The 17307-nt window shown below is 44.8% G+C and carries 15 protein-coding genes; 5 read left to right on the forward strand and 10 right to left on the reverse strand.

What is annotated here, in order from left to right:
• Window positions 1-169 precede the first annotated feature (169 nt).
• From purE to AC1DYT_RS07490, 5 genes are all read right to left on the reverse strand, one after another.
• On the reverse strand, window positions 170-661 hold the full coding sequence (purE, locus tag AC1DYT_RS07470; protein WP_477469008.1) for a 5-(carboxyamino)imidazole ribonucleotide mutase: 492 nt from the start codon (window positions 659-661) through the stop codon (window positions 170-172).
• 50 nt (window positions 662-711) lie between these two features.
• Complete coding sequence (locus tag AC1DYT_RS07475; protein ID WP_477469009.1) at window positions 712-1551, reverse strand: redoxin family protein; 840 nt, start codon at window positions 1549-1551, stop codon at window positions 712-714.
• A gap of 141 nt (window positions 1552-1692) precedes the next feature.
• Window positions 1693-2232 (reverse strand): hypothetical protein, encoded by a 540-nt coding sequence (locus AC1DYT_RS07480; RefSeq protein WP_477469010.1) that lies wholly within the window; start codon window positions 2230-2232, stop codon window positions 1693-1695.
• 22 nt (window positions 2233-2254) lie between these two features.
• The gene (locus AC1DYT_RS07485; protein ID WP_477469011.1) at window positions 2255-3394 is read right to left on the reverse strand and encodes a 5-(carboxyamino)imidazole ribonucleotide synthase; all 1140 of its coding nucleotides are present in this window, start codon (window positions 3392-3394) and stop codon (window positions 2255-2257) included.
• A 150-nt stretch (window positions 3395-3544) separates the two neighbouring features.
• A complete protein-coding gene (locus AC1DYT_RS07490) occupies window positions 3545-4036 on the reverse strand; it encodes a hypothetical protein (protein ID WP_477469012.1) in 492 nt (163 codons plus the stop codon).
• 138 nt (window positions 4037-4174) lie between these two features.
• On the opposite strand from AC1DYT_RS07490, the gene AC1DYT_RS07495 reads away from it, so the two are divergent.
• The gene (locus AC1DYT_RS07495) at window positions 4175-4894 is read left to right on the forward strand and encodes an RluA family pseudouridine synthase (RefSeq protein ID WP_477461098.1); all 720 of its coding nucleotides are present in this window, start codon (window positions 4175-4177) and stop codon (window positions 4892-4894) included.
• Window positions 4895-5879: 985 nt separating this feature from the next.
• Complete coding sequence (locus AC1DYT_RS07500; RefSeq protein ID WP_477469013.1) at window positions 5880-7337, forward strand: tetratricopeptide repeat protein; 1458 nt, start codon at window positions 5880-5882, stop codon at window positions 7335-7337.
• A gap of 147 nt (window positions 7338-7484) precedes the next feature.
• Here AC1DYT_RS07500 and AC1DYT_RS07505 read toward each other — a convergent pair whose 3' ends face one another.
• The 3 genes from AC1DYT_RS07505 to AC1DYT_RS07515 all read right to left on the reverse strand — a co-directional run bounded on the left by AC1DYT_RS07505 (window position 7485) and on the right by AC1DYT_RS07515 (window position 9019).
• Entirely contained in the window at window positions 7485-7922 is a 438-nt protein-coding gene (locus tag AC1DYT_RS07505) for an RrF2 family transcriptional regulator (protein ID WP_477469014.1), read from the reverse strand.
• A 70-nt stretch (window positions 7923-7992) separates the two neighbouring features.
• Window positions 7993-8271: an Rdx family protein gene (locus AC1DYT_RS07510; RefSeq protein WP_477461102.1), complete on the reverse strand. Its 279-nt coding sequence runs from the start codon at window positions 8269-8271 to the stop codon at window positions 7993-7995.
• A gap of 19 nt (window positions 8272-8290) precedes the next feature.
• On the reverse strand, window positions 8291-9019 hold the full coding sequence (locus tag AC1DYT_RS07515) for an NUDIX hydrolase (protein ID WP_477469015.1): 729 nt from the start codon (window positions 9017-9019) through the stop codon (window positions 8291-8293).
• Between the two features lie 139 nt (window positions 9020-9158).
• On the opposite strand from AC1DYT_RS07515, the gene AC1DYT_RS07520 reads away from it, so the two are divergent.
• Complete coding sequence (locus tag AC1DYT_RS07520; RefSeq protein ID WP_477469016.1) at window positions 9159-10793, forward strand: carboxylesterase/lipase family protein; 1635 nt, start codon at window positions 9159-9161, stop codon at window positions 10791-10793.
• A 132-nt stretch (window positions 10794-10925) separates the two neighbouring features.
• Here the strand turns inward: AC1DYT_RS07520 and lpdA are convergent, their stop codons facing one another.
• Entirely contained in the window at window positions 10926-12314 is a 1389-nt protein-coding gene (lpdA, locus tag AC1DYT_RS07525; protein WP_477469017.1) for a dihydrolipoyl dehydrogenase, read from the reverse strand.
• A gap of 322 nt (window positions 12315-12636) precedes the next feature.
• Between lpdA and AC1DYT_RS07530 the strand changes: the two genes are divergently transcribed.
• Together AC1DYT_RS07530 and AC1DYT_RS07535 are read left to right on the forward strand one after the other, a co-directional pair.
• A complete protein-coding gene (locus AC1DYT_RS07530) occupies window positions 12637-15966 on the forward strand; it encodes a TonB-dependent receptor (RefSeq protein ID WP_477469018.1) in 3330 nt (1109 codons plus the stop codon).
• Between the two features lie 110 nt (window positions 15967-16076).
• Complete coding sequence (locus AC1DYT_RS07535; protein WP_477469019.1) at window positions 16077-16592, forward strand: GNAT family N-acetyltransferase; 516 nt, start codon at window positions 16077-16079, stop codon at window positions 16590-16592.
• Between the two features lie 18 nt (window positions 16593-16610).
• Here the strand turns inward: AC1DYT_RS07535 and AC1DYT_RS07540 are convergent, their stop codons facing one another.
• The gene (locus AC1DYT_RS07540; protein ID WP_477469020.1) at window positions 16611-17300 is read right to left on the reverse strand and encodes a sterol desaturase family protein; all 690 of its coding nucleotides are present in this window, start codon (window positions 17298-17300) and stop codon (window positions 16611-16613) included.
• Window positions 17301-17307: the final 7 nt, after the last annotated feature.

Below are 17307 nucleotides of genomic sequence, written 5' to 3' on the forward strand. Positions count from 1 at the left end.
CGTCATTGCGAGGAACGAAGCAATCTCCCGATTAGCAGGGCGGACTTGCAAAGCGGATTGTGTTACGTAGAGATTATTGATATTTTAATTTTTCTTTAAGGTATCAATGAGCTCCCTTTGGTCGGTTGTCTTCGTTCCTTACAGCAATAACGATAGTGGTTAATGGTTGTTACCCTTCCATTTCCCGTGCCGATTCTTCCACCTTCCTCGCCAATTCTTCTTTAAAAGCTTTCAGATTAACAACTAGCCTTTCATCCGCAGTAGAGAGTATCTGCGCAGCCAAAATCCCTGCATTTTTAGCAGCATTGAGGGCTACGGTTGCCACAGGAATGCCGTTCGGCATCTGGAGTATGCTCAGGATAGAATCCCAGCCGTCGATAGAATTGCTCGATTTTACGGGCACGCCAATTACAGGTAAATGCGTCAACGAAGCCACCATGCCCGGCAAATGCGCAGCACCACCGGCACCGGCTATAATTACCTTAATGCCACGGTCGGCAGCAGCGCGGGCATAAGTAAACATCCTGTCAGGCGTGCGGTGGGCCGATACCACGGTTATTTCGTAATCTACACCTAGTTCTTTCAGTACATCGGCGGCATCCTGCATAATGTTCAGGTCGGATTTGCTGCCCATGATAATGGCAATTTTTGCTTGGCTCATTTCTGTAAAATTTTAGGCTTGTATGTTGCCTCCTCAAAAATGCTCAAATTTTACTTAAATGCTAAATATTTGTCAAGTTGGCGAGATATCGCATCCTTATCGCTCGGCTCTGCCGCGCTCGTTTCTGCAATTTTACCGATTTTGTCTATGATCAAATACCTCGGCATGGCTACCAATGTGTCTTTACTTCCTATGATCGATTTTTTGTAAAGGCTGGTGTATTCTTTGGAATCGAGGAAGATATGCGAACCCTCGATATCGTATTTTGTTAATTGTTGCCGCCACATAGCTTCGTGCCCGCCGCAAATGTACAGGTAGGCTATATCTTTTCTGCTCTTATACCTTTCTTTAAGCGGTTTTGTAAAGTTTCGGAACTGGTCAAGGCAGGGGCCACAGGTAGTACCCCAGAAATCAACATACACTACTTTGCCTTTAAAATTGGCGTTGTAAATATTTTGGAGGGTGGTATCGGCCGATGAACGGTTTAATAATTTTATTTTTTCATCACCAGTGAAGCTGTACCATGAGAATATTTTGACAGCCGTTGTTGCTGTTAAAAGCAGTATTATAGTACCTGATGCCTTCCAAAATTGAAACCCGCGTTGTTTTTTATGGAGCAGAAACAACCATATGCCTGCAACTAAAAGAATTATGCCAAAAAAACTTTTGATATACATCATTGCCATCAGGTTGGTATTGGCGGCTAAAATGTGGTCGAGGATCTGCGTTTTTTGTGCCTGGTTTAAATGATAACTATTATAAACCGTTTCTATCATTTCATCATGCACTTCTCTCACCCAATCGATATAATGCTTCGGGATATCGAGTACGATGAGGGGGATGAGCGACAGCAAAATTGCGCCCGCCCAAAAAAGTTTAGATTTGATCATTGGTAAGGTGTTTTGATTTTTAAATCAATATTACCTCACCGGGAGGGTTTTCGAAAGTAAAAGTGACGGAACGGCGAAATGGCGTGACGAACTATGCTTTTTGCCCCGGCATATTATGCGTTTTTTTTCTTTTGAGCTTACTTATAACTGCCGTGTAGTTGTTTTGGTTATTGTGAAAGAATTTAAAAATCGTTCACGTTCAGCATCGAGGCCAGCGATGGTATCGTCGTAAACCGTAAAGTTGTACATAAATAAATTCGAGTCGAGATAAACTGCACGCGCATAAACGGTGAATTTCCTCGGAGTAGAGGTATCAAGAAATTTAAACTCCACAGCCCGGTATTTGCCAACAATTATCTGTTTAACATATAACAGCTTCCTGCGTTCCGTAGAATCTGCTGCGCCATCTACCACGCCCGAATAAAATAAGTCCAGGTCCTGGCGCGTTTTAATCACGGACTTAGCAGTATCTATATTTATAACAAGGGCGTTGTAACTTTGAGCTGGTTTTACCAGCCGGAACGTTTTACCCACGCCAGCCACATTTTTTTCGTTAGGCTGTTCAGGGAAATCTAAAGTAGCAATATCAACCAAACTCTGTTTAACAGGTGTTTGTGCGAATAGCGTATTAGTTGACGATAATGCAACTAATAGTAAGATGAGCCTAAGCTTTTTAATCATGGGTTGGCTTAATGGGTAGATTTTACGCTATCACTTTCAGCGTTTCCTGCACGTACCTTGCCTTTTCAATTGCTTTCTCCCTGTCGTTATCTATAATGGTAACATGCCCCATCTTGCGGAAGGGTTTGGTTAAGGCTTTGCCGTAAAGGTGTACGTACACTCCGGCGCATTTCAATATCTTTTCTATGCCCTGGTAAACGGCGGGGCCTTCGTATCCGGCCTCGCCTAATACGTTTACCATAATGGCGTTGCTGAGGCATGCGGTGTCGCCCAGGGGCTGGTTGAATATGGCGCGCAGGTGCTGCTCAAACTGCGATACCACGTTGCCTTCAATGCTTTGGTGGCCGCTATTGTGCGGACGTGGCGCAAGTTCGTTAACCAGTATCTTGCCGTTTTTATCCAAAAACATCTCTACGGCCAGCAAGCCTACTATATTTAATGTTTCGGCTATTTTTTTGGCGATATTCTCTGCGTCCTGCTGCACCTCGAAGGGTAGGGTAGATGGCGATATTAAAAACTCCACCAGGTTGGCTTGCGGGTTAAACTCCATTTCTACCAGCGGGAAGGTTTTCACCTCACCATTTTCATTACGGGCTACTATTACGCCAATTTCTTTTTCAAAATCTATCATGCGTTCTACCAGGCTCGGTTCGGCAAAGGCACCGGCCAGGTAGCTTTCGTCCAGTACTTTATAAACGCCCTTGCCGTCGTAACCATCGCGCCGAAGCTTTTGGATATACGGGAACGGGATATGACTTTCTTTTAGTTGCTGGGCCGATGAAATGATCTGGAACTCGGCAGTAGGGATTCCATTCTCTTTAAAGAACTGCTTCTGCAGGCCCTTATCCTGTATCAAACGGATAATGCGCGATTGTGGGTAAACCGCCACGCCCTCTTTCTCCAACTGCTCCAGCGCATCTACGTTTACCTTCTCTATTTCTATAGTAAGCAAATCTACCTTCTTGCCGAAGTTATACACGGTTTCGTAATCGCTAAGCGAACCAACGATGAATTCGTTACAAAGCCGGCGGCAGGGGGCCTCGCGGTCGGGGTCTAACACTTTAACCGTAACATTGTAATTGATGGCCTGCTGTATCATCATGCGGCCCAGTTGGCCGCCGCCTAAGATACCTAATCGTAAATCGCCGTAGAATGCTTTCATTTTATGGCGCAAATTTAACCTAAATCTTTTGAAATGCTCATTTAGCCCACTAATAATTGCCGCGTGTACAGCTTCGGCTGGGGTGTCAGCAAAAAATGGCCTCCCATCAAACGATGGCAGGCCTTACTATATTGATAAAAGAGTTATGGCCTAAGCTTTGGCTGCCGCTTTTTTACGCGTTGCAGCAGCTGGTTTTACTGATGCTTTAGCTTTTATGGCCACTTTTGTTCTTGCAGCAGTTGCCGTTTTTTTAATTTCAGCGGTAGCATCTTTAGCTTTTGCGGCTACTGTTTTAGCTTTTTCATCTGCTTTGGCTTTAATTTCAGCCGCAGTTTCTTTAGCCTCGGCTGTTACCGCTTTTGCTTTGGCAGAGGCCTTAGCCTTCACCTCGGCGACTTCTTTTTTAGCTTTGGTGGCGTTGTCGCTCAGTTGTTTGGCTACGGCTGTTTTTGTTGCCGATGCCTTTTTGGCTACGGTTTTCTTTTTAGCAGTAACCGATTCTTTGATATCCTCGAATTTGTCTTCGGCTTTATCCTTCAGATCTTCGGCGGTATCTTTGGTGCCTTCCCAAAACTCTTCTATAGTGTCTTTTATTTTTTCGAAAAAACCCTTTTCATCGGGTTGTGTTTTTGATGTGCTCATGGCGTGTTTTATTTTAGGTAGATGGTTAATGTTGTTTTTCGGGGATAATAACAGGAAGCCGGCATATTTTGTTTTCTGCCCGTTACGGCATATGCGTATTAATTTAATAAACCGTATTTTTGCAGGCTATAATAAAATATGAAGTTCCCGAAATTTGCCGACCTGATACTTTTTGAAGACGATGACATCATCGTAGTAAACAAACCCCCGTTCATCAGCTCGCTGGATGAACGCGAGGGCGGCGAGATCAACATGCTGCGCCTGGCAAAGCAGTACAGCGACGATGCGCAGGTATGTCACCGGCTTGATAAAGAGACTTCCGGTGCGCTTATTATTGCCAAAAACCCCGAGGCATACCGCGCGGTAAGCATGCAATTTGAACGGCGCAAGGTGAAGAAAGTGTACCATGCCGTTATAGACGGCACGCACGTTTTCGAGGAACTCTTCATCGATTTGCCCATCCTCAACGTCGGTAAGGGCAACGTAACCATCAGCAGGCAAGATGGTAAACGCGCCGAAACCTGGTTCCAATCTTTAAAATACTATAAACATTATACCCTGGTAGAGTGCCGCCCGGTAACGGGCCGTATGCACCAAATACGCATCCATTTGGCATCGCAGCGTGCCGCTATTGCGGGAGACGAGATGTATAAAGGACTCCCCGTATTTTTATCAAAATTAAAACGCAAATACCAATTGGGTAAAGATCAGGAAGAACTGCCGATAATGAAGCGTTTTGCCCTGCACGCCTACGAGGTAACTTTTAAGCTGGTAAACGGCGAGGATATAACCATCCACGCGCCATACCCCAAAGATTTCGAAACGCTACTGAAGCTGTTGGATAAGTTTGATAGTTAAGCGCGAGCCATTCCGTTGTTTTTTTGCGAAATACGCCCCTGGTTTGGGACTGGTTTGCCCTGTAAGCCTTACACGAAGCAGTGTTTGGCGCCCCATGCCAATTGATGCCCTTTAGGCAGGGTTTTAGCCAATATATTTGCGTTTTTGTTTGCTTGTCAAGCAATTCAGGTGTTTTTCCGATTAACTTAAAGACAAATATGATAACGGGAAAAATCGGGTTCATCGGCTTATCATTTTAACTTCCGGGCATATTTTCTAAAGCCTAATACCTTTGCGCTTTATTAAAATAAGTGATTTTATCATCTAGTTGCGCTCAGTAACCGGCTTGTTTCGGGCTAAAAAACATCCGATGGGGAATATGGGCCGGCTTTTCTTTCGACGCAAAAGAGACTGTGCTCATTGCCGTAATAAGGACCTCAACCGTGCATCGTCATTTATATTCGTTCAGGATTTTTGTTAACGACAAAAGCCTGTGCATAAATGCACAGGCTGGTATATCTAAATCCTCTAAAAGAGGATATTATTTCGAAGGAGGAGTAGTGTCCCTTGACATAGTTGCACTTGCCGGCGGAGTAGTATCTCTTGATACTTTAAACGACGGCGGAGTAGTGTCTTTTTTCATTTTAGCGGAGATAGAACCCATAGAAGCTGGCTTAACGCTGTGTTCTTTCTGGCAAGAGTAGATGCTTACAGAAACGATAAGCAACATCAGAGGTATTAATTTTTTCATTATCGTATAAATTATATGTTATCTGGTTTATTTGTGAATCAGTCGGTAAAAACTTTTGTAAATATACACATTTATATTTAACCAAGTATTAATACGTGGTTTTTTTTAAAAGGTTTTAAAAAAACTAAAATAAATGCAAAATCTATATTTTCAATTAATTTGTTTTTATCAAACGCAAGCGTAAATTTATGGAAAATATACTACATGCTCCGAAAGCTCCTTATTGCTTTTACGCTCCCCCTCCTAATTACTTTTGTGTTAAAGGCAAATGTGCCTGTGGCTACCGTTGTGCCCTTTCATCAGCCCAGGATAAACCAGGATACGTTAGCCAATATCCTTCAGCAAAAGGATGATTTCCTCCGGCAGAAAAGGCTGGTTCTTTTTATAAAGAATTACATACAAGCATCGGAAATTAGTAAGCTGAATGCTGTTAAAGACACTTTTAATCAGGCTTTTACGAAATATTCGATGGTTGATAAGGATGCGTTCTCAACCTTCATGACCAGTTTTGCGCTTTACAAACAACATAACCTGAAGGATGCCGAGATCAACATGAACAAGGCTATCCAGATAGCCGAGAGGCGGAACGATGCGCACCTGTTATTTCAATTTTATACCTATCTCGGGTTCATCCAAACCGACCAGGGGAACTTCATAGCGGCCATCTATAGCTACCGTTTAGCAAAAAAAGAAGTAGTAAAACTGAAAGATAAGCTGAAAGATAACCGCCCGCAGGCATCGCTCAATATCAATATATCCGATCTTTATTATAAATCGGGCTTCTATACGCAGTCTTTAAACTACCTGGATAAGGCCCTGGCGCTTATTGCCAACGACGAAAAAAATATGACTTTGCTATCGAGCGTATTATATTATAATAAGTCGGAAAATTATTTCAGGATGAATAACCTCGATTCGCTGAAAACTTACCATGCCAAACTGAACGACCCGCGCAATAAGAATTATAAGATTTTTAACTACCGCCAACGCACCTCCTATTATATTACCCTGTTAAAACATGATTACCCGCTAGCCATAAAACAAATACAGGCGTTGGTAAAGAACCCCAAATACATTTATAACGAAACTGAGGATCAGCGCCTGGCAGATGCCTTTTTTATGAACGGGCAGCTCGATTCGGCCAAAAAGAAGGCGGATGAGCAACTGATTGTTGCTTCTGCTAATAACCACCCCGAAATAAAATACCACTTATATGAACTGCTTGCGCAGATAGCAGAGAAACAAGGCGATGAAAAACTGGCTGCATATAACTTTATGCTGGCCCTTAAAGAATCGCAGGAGAATAACCTGAGGCTGGCGAAAGTGGGGGATATATCGTCGCAGATAAGGATAGACGAGGCTGAGAACTCCTACACTCAGCGTACTGCAGTTTACGAAAAGGAGCGCCTTTGGTTGATATTTATGGTAGTGGTGGCTGCGCTCATCATTGTAGCCATTGCGCTTATTTACCGTAACGTGAAACAAAAAAGGCACTACGAACAGTTATTGTTCGCAACCAAAAAGGCCGAATTGGCGTTCATCAACTCGCACGAGGTACGCAAGCACCTCACTAATATACTGGGCATAATGGATATTATCCAACATAGCGATAATAACAAAGAAGAGTACAAGCAATGCGAAGAATACCTGCTAAGCTCTGCCAAGCGGCTGGATGAGGCCATCAAGAATATCTCTGAGAAGATAAATGAATAGAGTTTAGAGGCCGGAGTTTACAGGTTAGTTAATTTAGGATTAACTGAACGCCCGATTTCGGATTGGTTTTGCCAATTTTAACTTGGTTAGCAGCCCGTAGGCAGAGCGATTAAGCAATCTCCTTCCAAAATCTCTAACCTCCAATCACTAATCTCTGCTTATGAGGCCGGTTTCCCTGGCAATGATATCGGCTATACTGGTTTCTGAAAGTATCTTGAGCGAAGCATCGCGCACCTCAATAAACACATCGCGTATGCCACAAGTGTGTTCCTGGTGGCACTCATCGCAGCGGTGATAAAAATTGATGCTTGCACAAGGAACCATAGCTATCGGGCCATCGGTAATTCGCATAATACTCACCAAAAAAATGTCTTTTGGGTCTTTATTTAAGCTGTAACCGCCGCCAGCACCCTTTTTGCTGTACAAAAACCCCGCGTTGCGCAGGTCTAAAAGTATCTGTTCCAAAAATTTCTTCGGAATTTTCTCTATTTCGGCAATTTTCGATATCTGCATCGGCGGTTTGTCCATGTTTTTGCCCATGGCAACCAGTGCTTTTATAGCGTATTTCGTTTTTTTGGATAGCATTTGAAAAATTAAGCGACAAAGTTACGTAAACAAATTTTGTTAAGCTAACAGCTGAAAAATTAGTATAAAATTAGGATTTATCTGAGTGCCCCAGGTTTTTACCCGGATTAACCGCATCGCGCAGCAATTGTTTCAATTCCTTAATCTCCGGGAAACGCCCAATGGTTTTCCTGTCGAACAGTACTTCCGCATTCACATATATGGTATAACGACCGCTAATTTCACTTGGTTGCAGGGTAACACCAAAAAGGTCGTCGCTAAAGGTAGTGAGTAATTCCTGCGCCATGTATGCTGCGCGCAGCAGCCAGTTGCACTTTGGGCAGTATTCTATAATAACCGTAGGTTTCATCGGTTATAAAAGTAGCAACTTATTTATAAACAAAACGATATAAATACGGTGCTTTATGCGCGCCGCCGCTAAATTTCTTCGCCACGCGCTCCAATATGCCCAGGCCAAGCATTTTGCGCTGGAAAGCGGGGCGCAACAGCTTCTTATCCAATATGGTTTCGTATAGGCTTTGCAGCTCGCCCATGGTAAAATCGCGGGGCAGTAGGTTAAAGCCAATCAGTTTATCATCAAGCATTATCCTTAATGCTTCAAGAGCTTTATGTACGATAGCGGTATGGTCTTGTATCAATGGCGGCAGGGCATTAAGATGATACCATCCGCAGTCGTCGAATATCTTATCAGGAGTGGGGGTAACCTGGGTAAAATCCACCAACGCGAAATAGCCTACGCTGATAAAGCGCTGCAGCAGCCAATGCCTGGGGTTATGGGTACTGCCATCGGCTTCCATAAAGGATATGAAAGGGGTAGGGTCGTGCCGGGCAACATCGCCAAACACGTGGAACTGCTCCAGGTAGATGTTGCTTAAGCCTGTACGTTCTGTAGCTACGCGTTTGGCGGCATCGTTAAGGTTCTCGGTAATCTTAACGAAACCTCCGGGAAGGGCATGCAGGCCTGTAATGCTGTATTGCATTAGTAGCACCTTTAACTGGTTATCATGAAAACCGAATATCACGGCATCTATAGCCAGGTGAGGGATAAATCCTTCGCCCGTCGCGCTGCTTTCTGTAGCTATGTTAGTGCTGCTCATTATTTTGCCTGCCGCCTCAAATAAATTTGATAATGCCAATGTTACGAATTATTATTGTAACATAATGATACAATAATAAAACCTTCGCTGGAAGGTTTTGGCACAGTTCAATCCAAACCAATTATAAATCAAATATCAGATGAAAAAAATCGCATTTTTATTAATGATTCCATTTGCGTTTGCCGGGGCCGCAATGGCGCAAACGCTGGTGAAAATTAGCAACGGCCAATTGGAGGGCGTGCGCGAAAAATCGGGCGTGATAAGCTTTAAAGGCATCCCTTTCGCGCAGCCGCCCATCGGCGATTTGCGCTGGAAAGACCCGCAGCCGGTTGCCGGTTGGAAGGGCATCCGCAAATGCGATACCTTTGGCTACAACCCCATGCAGAAAAAAGTGTTCGGCGATATGGGTTTCCGCTCGCCGGGCATGAGCGAAGACTGCCTTTACCTTAACGTATGGGTGCCTGCCAAAAAAACTAAGGAGAAGATGCCCGTGCTGGTTTACTTTTATGGCGGCGGTTTTGTAGCCGGCGACGGCTCAGAAGCGCGTTACGATGGCGAGAGCATGGCCAAACGCGGCATCATATCGCTAACGGTAAACTACAGGCTCGGCGTGTTCGGCTTTTTGGCGCACCCTGAACTGAGCAAGGAATCGCCGCACCAGTCATCGGGCAATTACGCGCTGATGGACCAGAACGCGGCCCTGCGCTGGGTGCAGGCCAATATAGCTGCTTTCGGTGGCGACCCTAAACGGGTGACTATCGCAGGCGAGTCGGCAGGCTCTATTGCTGTTTCGGCGCAGATGGCCTCTCCATTATCAAAAAACCTAATAGCCGGTGCTATTGGCGAAAGCGGGGCCATGATAAAACCTACTTTGCCCGCTATTCCATTGGCAGATGCCGAAGCGAACGGCATCAAATTCGGCGACAAGGCGGGAGCTACCACTTTGGCTGCGCTGCGCGCCATACCCGCATCAGAACTGCTGGATATAGCCTCGAAACAAGGCATGCCGCCAACTTCGTCGCCAGTGGTAGATGGCTATTTCCTAACCAAAAAACCTGCCGACGTATTTGCCGCGGGCCAGCAGGCAAAAGTACCGCTACTGGTTGGCTGGAACTCCGCGGAGATACCTTTCCAGGCGGTGATGTATGGCCTACCGCCAACGCCCGAGAACTACCTGAAGCAATTGAAAATGTTTTATGGCGATAAAGCCGATGAAGTATTGAAACTATACCCCGGCGCAACCGAAGAGGAGGTAATAAAATCGGCCACGGAGCTGGCCAGCGACCGCTTTATAAGCTACAGCACCTGGAAATGGGCTGATTTGCATGCCCAAACCAGCGGCAAGCCGGTTTATCGCTACCTGTTTTCGCGCCCCCGCCCCGCCATGACTGCTAAGATGGGCAACGCCAAGCCTGGCTTGGCAGGCGGTATCATCGCAGGCGATGGCAACAAGCCGGAGCCGCCAAAAGGGCCGCAACCTTATAACGGCGCGGCACACGCTTCAGAAATAGAATACGCCATGGGCAACCTGGCCACCAACCTAACCTATGAGTGGGGGCCGGATGACTACAAGGTATCTAATATAATGGAAACCTATTTTGCCAATTTTATTAAAACTGGCAACCCCAATGGTGCTGGCGTACCAAAATGGACCGCGAATACCAAAGGCAGCGCGGTGTCGTTTATCAATATAGATGTTAAGACTATTTTAGAACGGGAAAGCCCGCAGTTTAGGGGCCGTTACGTGTTCCTCGATAAAGAATATTTGAAATAATTAGCCGACACTATCGTTTAAAGCCGCCCTTGATTCGTCGAGGGCGGCTTTTGTATTTTTATGGCGGAAGTTAGGGCCATAAAAAAAGCACCCGTTGCAGGGTGCTTTCAGTTATTATTATCGTTGGTTCGATTACAAGTGTATCACCTCGCCGTATGCGTCGGCAGCGGCTTCCATCACGGCTTCGCTCATGGTTGGGTGAGGGTGTACCGATTTGATGATCTCATGGCCGGTAGCTTCCAGCTTGCGGGCGGTAACTACTTCGGCAATCATTTCAGTAACGTTGGCACCCAGCATGTGCGCACCCAGGAACTCGCCGTATTTAGCATCGAAGATGAGTTTCACGAAACCATCTTTTGCGCCTGCAGCACTGGCTTTACCCGATGCGGAGAACGGGAACTTGCCTACTTTAATCTCATAGCCCGCTTCTTTAGCAGCTTTTTCGGTATAACCTACCGAAGCAACTTCGGGCCAGCAATAAGTACAGCCCGGTATGTTGTTGTAATTTAATGGCTCGGGGTGGTGGCCTGCAATTTTTTCTACGCAGATGATACCCTCGGCAGATGCTACGTGAGCCAATGCCTGGCCTTTAACGATATCGCCAATGGCATAAACGCCTTCAACGTTGGTTTGGTAATAATCATCAACCAATACCTTGCCTTTATCGGTTTTTACGCCGTTTTCTTCCAGCCCTATACCCTCGATGTTGGTTGAGATACCGATAGCCGATAATACTACATCAGCTTCTAAAACGATATTGCCGCTAGCGGTTTTAACGTTTACGCGGCAGCCATCGCCATTGGTATCAACAGATTCTACGGTAGACGCCGTCATGATGGCGATACCTTGTTTCTTTAATATACGGGCAAGGCCTTTTGATATTTCTTCATCCTCAAGCGGTACGATGTTATCCAGAAATTCTACTACGGTGACTTTGGTGCCTATGGCATTATAGAAATAGGCAAACTCGATGCCAATAGCGCCCGAGCCTACCACCACCATCGATTTTGGTTTCTGGGGGAGTATCATGGCCTGGCGGTAGCCAATAACTTTTTTACCATCCTGTTTAAGGTTTGGTAACTCGCGCGAACGGCCGCCTGTTGCTATAATAATATGTTTAGCGGTAAAATCTTTTGTGCTGCCGTCTGCTATTTTAACAGAAACGGTGCCTTTGCTTTTAAGCGAGCCGTAGCCTATAATAACATCGATTTTGTTTTTCTTCATCAAAAACTGAACGCCTTTGCTCATGCCATCGGCCACGCCGCGGCTGCGTTTGATAACGGCTTCAAAATCAACTTCGCCGCCGCTGGTTTTTATGCCATAATCAGCAGCATGGTTCAAATAATCAAAAACCTGTGCGCTTTTTAATAAAGCCTTGGTAGGGATACAGCCCCAGTTGAGGCATATGCCGCCTAAGGATTCTTTTTCTACTATAGCGGTTTTTAAACCCAGTTGTGATGCACGTATCGCGGCCACATAGCCACCCGGGCCCGAACCAATAACAATTAAATCGTAGTCCATATAGTTATATATCTTTTTTGATTTTGAATGCCAAAGCTAAGTAAAAAGCGGTGAAATGAAAAAAAACGGCATTTTTAGGAGTTTACCATGATAATTTAACATGGCGTGGCAAAATCGCACAACCAAGGGTTGTGTAAACGGTCTTAATAATGTAAATATTATACTAAAAATTACCCATGTTTCCATTATTAGCTGCTAAGCGCGTAAAATGTTGAAAAATATATAATTATTGTTAACACTAACTTAACATTGGCAATGAGGCAATTGCCTATCTTTGTCCTCGAATTTAATCACTTAACAGTTAAAATTAAAAAAACAGCGTATGAGGAAGCATTTACTTCTATTAATTTTCGCCCTGTTTACAACTATTGTAGGCTTTGCACAGCAAACAACAAGTAGTATATCAGGAACTGTAGTTGACGAGAAAGGTTTGCCATTGCCGGGTGTTACTATCACGGCTTTGCATACCCCAACCGGTACCAACTACGCAACAGTATCCCGTGTGGATGGCCGTTACAACTTGCCCAACTTACGTATCGGCGGGCCTTACACGGTTACATTCTCTTTCATCGGCTTTAATTCTAAGGTTGAAAATGATGTTACCTTATCATTGGGTCAGGAGTTTAGAATTGATACCAAATTGTTGCCAACCAGCACTTCGTTAAGCGAGGTTCGTGTGGTGAGCACGCAAAACAAGGTTATCAACAACTCACGTACAGGTTCACAGGAAATCATTACCCGTAACCAGATCGATCGTTTACCAACCATCAACAGGTCTATCCAGGATTACACCAAGTTAACTCCATCATCTAACGGTAACAGCTTTGGCGGCCGTAACGGTAATGGTAATAACGTTACTGTGGATGGTGCTTTATTTAACAACTCATTTGGTTTATCGGGTACACTGGGTGGCCAAACTAACTCACAGCCGATCTCGCTTGATGCGATTGAGCAGATACAGGTTGCTGTGAACCCATTTGATGTTACCCAGGGCCGTTTCGCAGGTTCTAGTGTTAACACCGTAACCAAATCCGGTACAAACGAATTTAAAGGTACCGTTTACCTTTACAAACGTACTGCCGGTTTAGTAGGCTTACACACCCTAACATCTGATGTTTTAAAACCAACTATTAACTATACCCAGCGTGGTATCAGCTTAGGTGGCCCAATCATCAAAAACAAATTGTTCTTATTCGTATCTGGCGAGCAAGAGAGGATCAGCGATCCGGCTACTGCTTACACTGCATTGCGCAGCGGCCAGGTTGCAGGTGGTACTATTTCACAGGCTACCTACGATGATCTGAACACTTTGAAAGATTTCCTGAAAACCAAGTATAACTATGATGCAGGCGCTTTCGAAAACTATCAGTTGCGTACCCGCTCTGATAAAGTTACTGCCAAGTTAGACTGGAACGTTGACAAGAACAACACCTTATCGTTAAAGTATTTCTACCTGAAATCTTTACGCGACGTACCTCCAAGCGGTTCGGGCGCACAAGGGAATAGCCGTAGCCCTGGCTTTACAGGCTTGCCTTTCTTTTCTTCTTATTACACCATCAACAACAACTTCAACATCGGTATTGCCGAGTTGAACACCCGCATCAGCAGCAAATTTGCCAACAAATTCACCGTTGGTTACCAGGCGCTGCGCGATTTCCGTTCGTCACCGGGCGGCGGTTCTTTCCCGCTTGTTGACATCCTGAACGCAGCAGGTACAGGTACTTTAACCTCATTTGGTTATGAGCCTTTCACTGCCAACAACTTGCTGAACACCAACACTAGCCAGGTTAGCGATAACTTTACCATATTCTCTGGTAAACATGAGATCAACATCGGTGCATCTGCTGAGTTCAACAGCTACAAAAACGGTTTCGCGCCAAACTATAACGGTTTATACCGTTTCAAAAGCTTAGCTGATTTCTACGAATCTGCCAACAACGGTACACCAACAGCGGTGCGTTACGCATTGCAATACTCTGCCTTGGGCGACTTCCCATTCGCTTACGTAAAAGCTTACACAATAGGTTTATACCTGCAGGATAAATGGCAGGCTACCGATAACTTTAAGTTGACTTACGGCGTACGTTTCGATTTGCCAAGCTACAATACCGAAAGCCAGTTCAATGCTAACGCTGCTGCTTTAACAGGTTTCAGGGATGGTTACAAAGTAAATACCGCACAATTTCCGAAAGCTACTTTACAATTTTCTCCACGTGTAGGTTTCAACTGGAATGTTAACGGCGAAGGCTTAACCCAGATCCGTGGTGGTGCCGGTATATTCCAGGGCCCTGTTCCTTACGTGTACATATCTAACCAGGCCAGCAACAACGGCGTACAGTTTGGTTCATATACAGTTGTGCCATTGCCAGCATCAGGTGGTATCCCTGCGAACGATCCACGTTTTATATTCAAACCGGATGTTAACGCAAACAGGCCGGCATCAGCTACTGCAAACACTGCTTATAACCTGGTTGCTACTGATAAAAATTTCAAATTCCCTTCTAACTTTAGGGTTAACTTAGCTATCGACCAAAAATTACCATTCGGTATCATTGGTACCTTAGAGGGTAGCTATTCTAAAGACCTGAACGCGGTTATCTTCCAAAACGTTGCATTGCCTACAACAGGTACAGCATTGAAGGGAAGCGACAACCGTCTCCGTTACAGCAGCACTTCCGTGTACCCAGCTGTAACAGGCGGCAACACTGCAGCTTTGCCTAACATTAGCGATGCGATCTTGCTGACTAACACTAAAAAAGGTTATGCCTTTAATATCACCGGCCAATTACAGCGTACTTTCAAAGACCTGTACTTCATGGTGGCTTATACTTACTCCGATTCCCGTTCGGTTAACGATGGTGGTTCGATCTCGCAATCAACCTGGAGAGACCGTTCAGTATCTGGCGACCCGAATGCTGATGTAACTTCTTACACCAACTTCCGCCAGCCAAGCCGCGTTATCGCTGCATTTTCTTACAAAAAAGCATACCTTGGTCACCTATCGACTTCGGTAGGTTTAACCTACGAAGCTGCTAACGCAGGTTCTACTTCATACGCATACAGCGGTGACGTAAACGGCGACGGACAAACCAGCAACGATTTGCTTTACGTACCTAAAGACGCAACAGACATTATTTTAGTTGGCGATAACGCTGCTGACTTACGTACCGGTACCAAAACATTGCTTAACCCGGGTGGTGCTGCCAACGGTGGCGTACTTTACGCACAGTTGAACAACTACATCAACCAGGATCCTTACCTGAGCAAACGCCGTGGTAAATATGCTGAGCGTAACGGTTTGGTATTGCCTTACTTCCATTTGGTTAACTTTAACTTCACTCAGGATCTTTACCAAACTACAGGTAAAATCAAAAATACCCTGCAGTTCGAGTTCAACATTATCAACTTAGGCAACTTCCTGTACCGCAACTGGGGTAACTTTAAATTTGCCAACAGGGCGCTGTTATTATCATACAAAGGTATCTATACCAATGCTAACAACACAGCTGACCCGGACAACGGAAAACCAATTTACTCGTTCCCATACTTAGATAACACCAACCAGGTACCGCTTACAAGCACTTGGGGTAACGGTGTATCACAAGCTTCACGCTGGCAAGCTCAGTTTGGTTTGAGGTATATCTTCAACTAAACAACGCTTTAGCGTAATAACAAAAAACCCTGGCCGCAAAGCCGGGGTTTTTTGTTGAATTTTTACTCGACTAACCTCTTACTAATTGGACAGGAAACATTCTGCGTTATATGCAAATTAAGATACAACACACCAACCACGAAGATATACCGTCGGTATTCCCCCTGTATGATGATGCCATAGCTTACCAAAAACAAGTGGGCAATAACCATTGGTATGGCTTTAAGGCCGAACAGATAGAAAAGGAAATCGACGAGGCGAGGCATTATAAGATATTGGCAGATGGCCATATCGTGGGCGTGTTTTGCCTCACCTTTAGCGATCCTGAAATATGGCAGGAGCTGAACGACGATACACACGCTATGTATATTCACCGCATTGCCAGCGGCCAGCAGGCGCGTGGACTAAACCTGGTTAAGCACATCATTACATGGGCGAGGGGATATGCGCTGGAAAATAATTTGACGCTTATCCGCATAGATACAGGCGCCGGGAACGATCGTCTCATCAACTATTACATAGGCTGCGGTTTTACTTTTATAAAAGACACCACCATAATTTACGAACCCGGAATGCCCCTGCATTACAAGGACGGTGCTTTTGCATTGTTAGAAATGCTCGCTTAAAATAAGCAGCTGTCTTACCTACGCTTTGTAAGTTTTAAATATCCTATCCCAAATGCTGGTGTAGAAACCGAAATTGTGGTTTATATCGGTATGGTGGTTATGGTGGAACGATGAGGTGCCGAGGTATTTGAGAAAGTAACTATCGCGTAGCTTAGCAGGCAGCGGCTCTACGCCTAAATGGCCTATAATGCCGAATACTACGTTCAGGCTAAGATATATAAGAACCGAGTAGAAATTGAAATGGTAAAGCGCAAGCGTAAATAACCATAAACTGCCGAAACTCAATGTTTCCAGTGGATGGAGCACGAACAAGTCGATAGGGATGGGGTTGCGGTAATGATGATGGAAACGATGGATTACTTTATAGAGGGCCATTTGATGGATGGCGTAATGTAGTATGTACATAGCCAGATCCATAGCCAGGAAAAGCAGCAGGAAATCGGGCAGGATATGCCAATTTACTTCGAAACCAAAAATAAGATAGCCATTTTGCCATAACCAGAAGCCCGCATAAGTTATGGCTGTATTGATAATATTAGTGCCGATGCAGGTAAGTATCTCGATACGCGAAGCCGGCCGTAGAGGTTTTTTGCCAAGTTTAAGGATAAGCCAACCGGTTGATACGCCAATAGCCGTAACCAGCAGGTTCTCTGCCAAAAAAATAAGCCATAAAACAATAGCAGCCTGCCCCTTTAAAAATTCTAACATGCTTTAA

It is taken from the genome of Mucilaginibacter sp. P1_D10 (genome assembly GCF_056406215.1).

Coding starts and splice junctions, on each gene's coding strand:
- AC1DYT_RS07540 (WP_477469020.1), bottom strand. CDS start 17,300: ATGTTAGAATTTTTAAAGGGGCAGGCTGCTATTGTTTTATGGCTTATT.
- AC1DYT_RS07480 (WP_477469010.1), bottom strand. CDS start 2,232: ATGATTAAAAAGCTTAGGCTCATCTTACTATTAGTTGCATTATCGTCA.
- AC1DYT_RS07490 (WP_477469012.1), bottom strand. CDS start 4,036: ATGAGCACATCAAAAACACAACCCGATGAAAAGGGTTTTTTCGAAAAA.
- AC1DYT_RS07510 (WP_477461102.1), bottom strand. CDS start 8,271: ATGAAACCTACGGTTATTATAGAATACTGCCCAAAGTGCAACTGGCTG.
- AC1DYT_RS07485 (WP_477469011.1), bottom strand. CDS start 3,394: ATGAAAGCATTCTACGGCGATTTACGATTAGGTATCTTAGGCGGCGGC.
- AC1DYT_RS07535 (WP_477469019.1), top strand. CDS start 16,077: ATGCAAATTAAGATACAACACACCAACCACGAAGATATACCGTCGGTA.
- AC1DYT_RS07475 (WP_477469009.1), bottom strand. CDS start 1,551: ATGATCAAATCTAAACTTTTTTGGGCGGGCGCAATTTTGCTGTCGCTC.
- AC1DYT_RS07530 (WP_477469018.1), top strand. CDS start 12,637: ATGAGGAAGCATTTACTTCTATTAATTTTCGCCCTGTTTACAACTATT.
- AC1DYT_RS07520 (WP_477469016.1), top strand. CDS start 9,159: ATGAAAAAAATCGCATTTTTATTAATGATTCCATTTGCGTTTGCCGGG.
- lpdA (WP_477469017.1), bottom strand. CDS start 12,314: ATGGACTACGATTTAATTGTTATTGGTTCGGGCCCGGGTGGCTATGTG.
- AC1DYT_RS07515 (WP_477469015.1), bottom strand. CDS start 9,019: ATGAGCAGCACTAACATAGCTACAGAAAGCAGCGCGACGGGCGAAGGA.
- purE (WP_477469008.1), bottom strand. CDS start 661: ATGAGCCAAGCAAAAATTGCCATTATCATGGGCAGCAAATCCGACCTG.
- AC1DYT_RS07495 (WP_477461098.1), top strand. CDS start 4,175: ATGAAGTTCCCGAAATTTGCCGACCTGATACTTTTTGAAGACGATGAC.
- AC1DYT_RS07505 (WP_477469014.1), bottom strand. CDS start 7,922: ATGCTATCCAAAAAAACGAAATACGCTATAAAAGCACTGGTTGCCATG.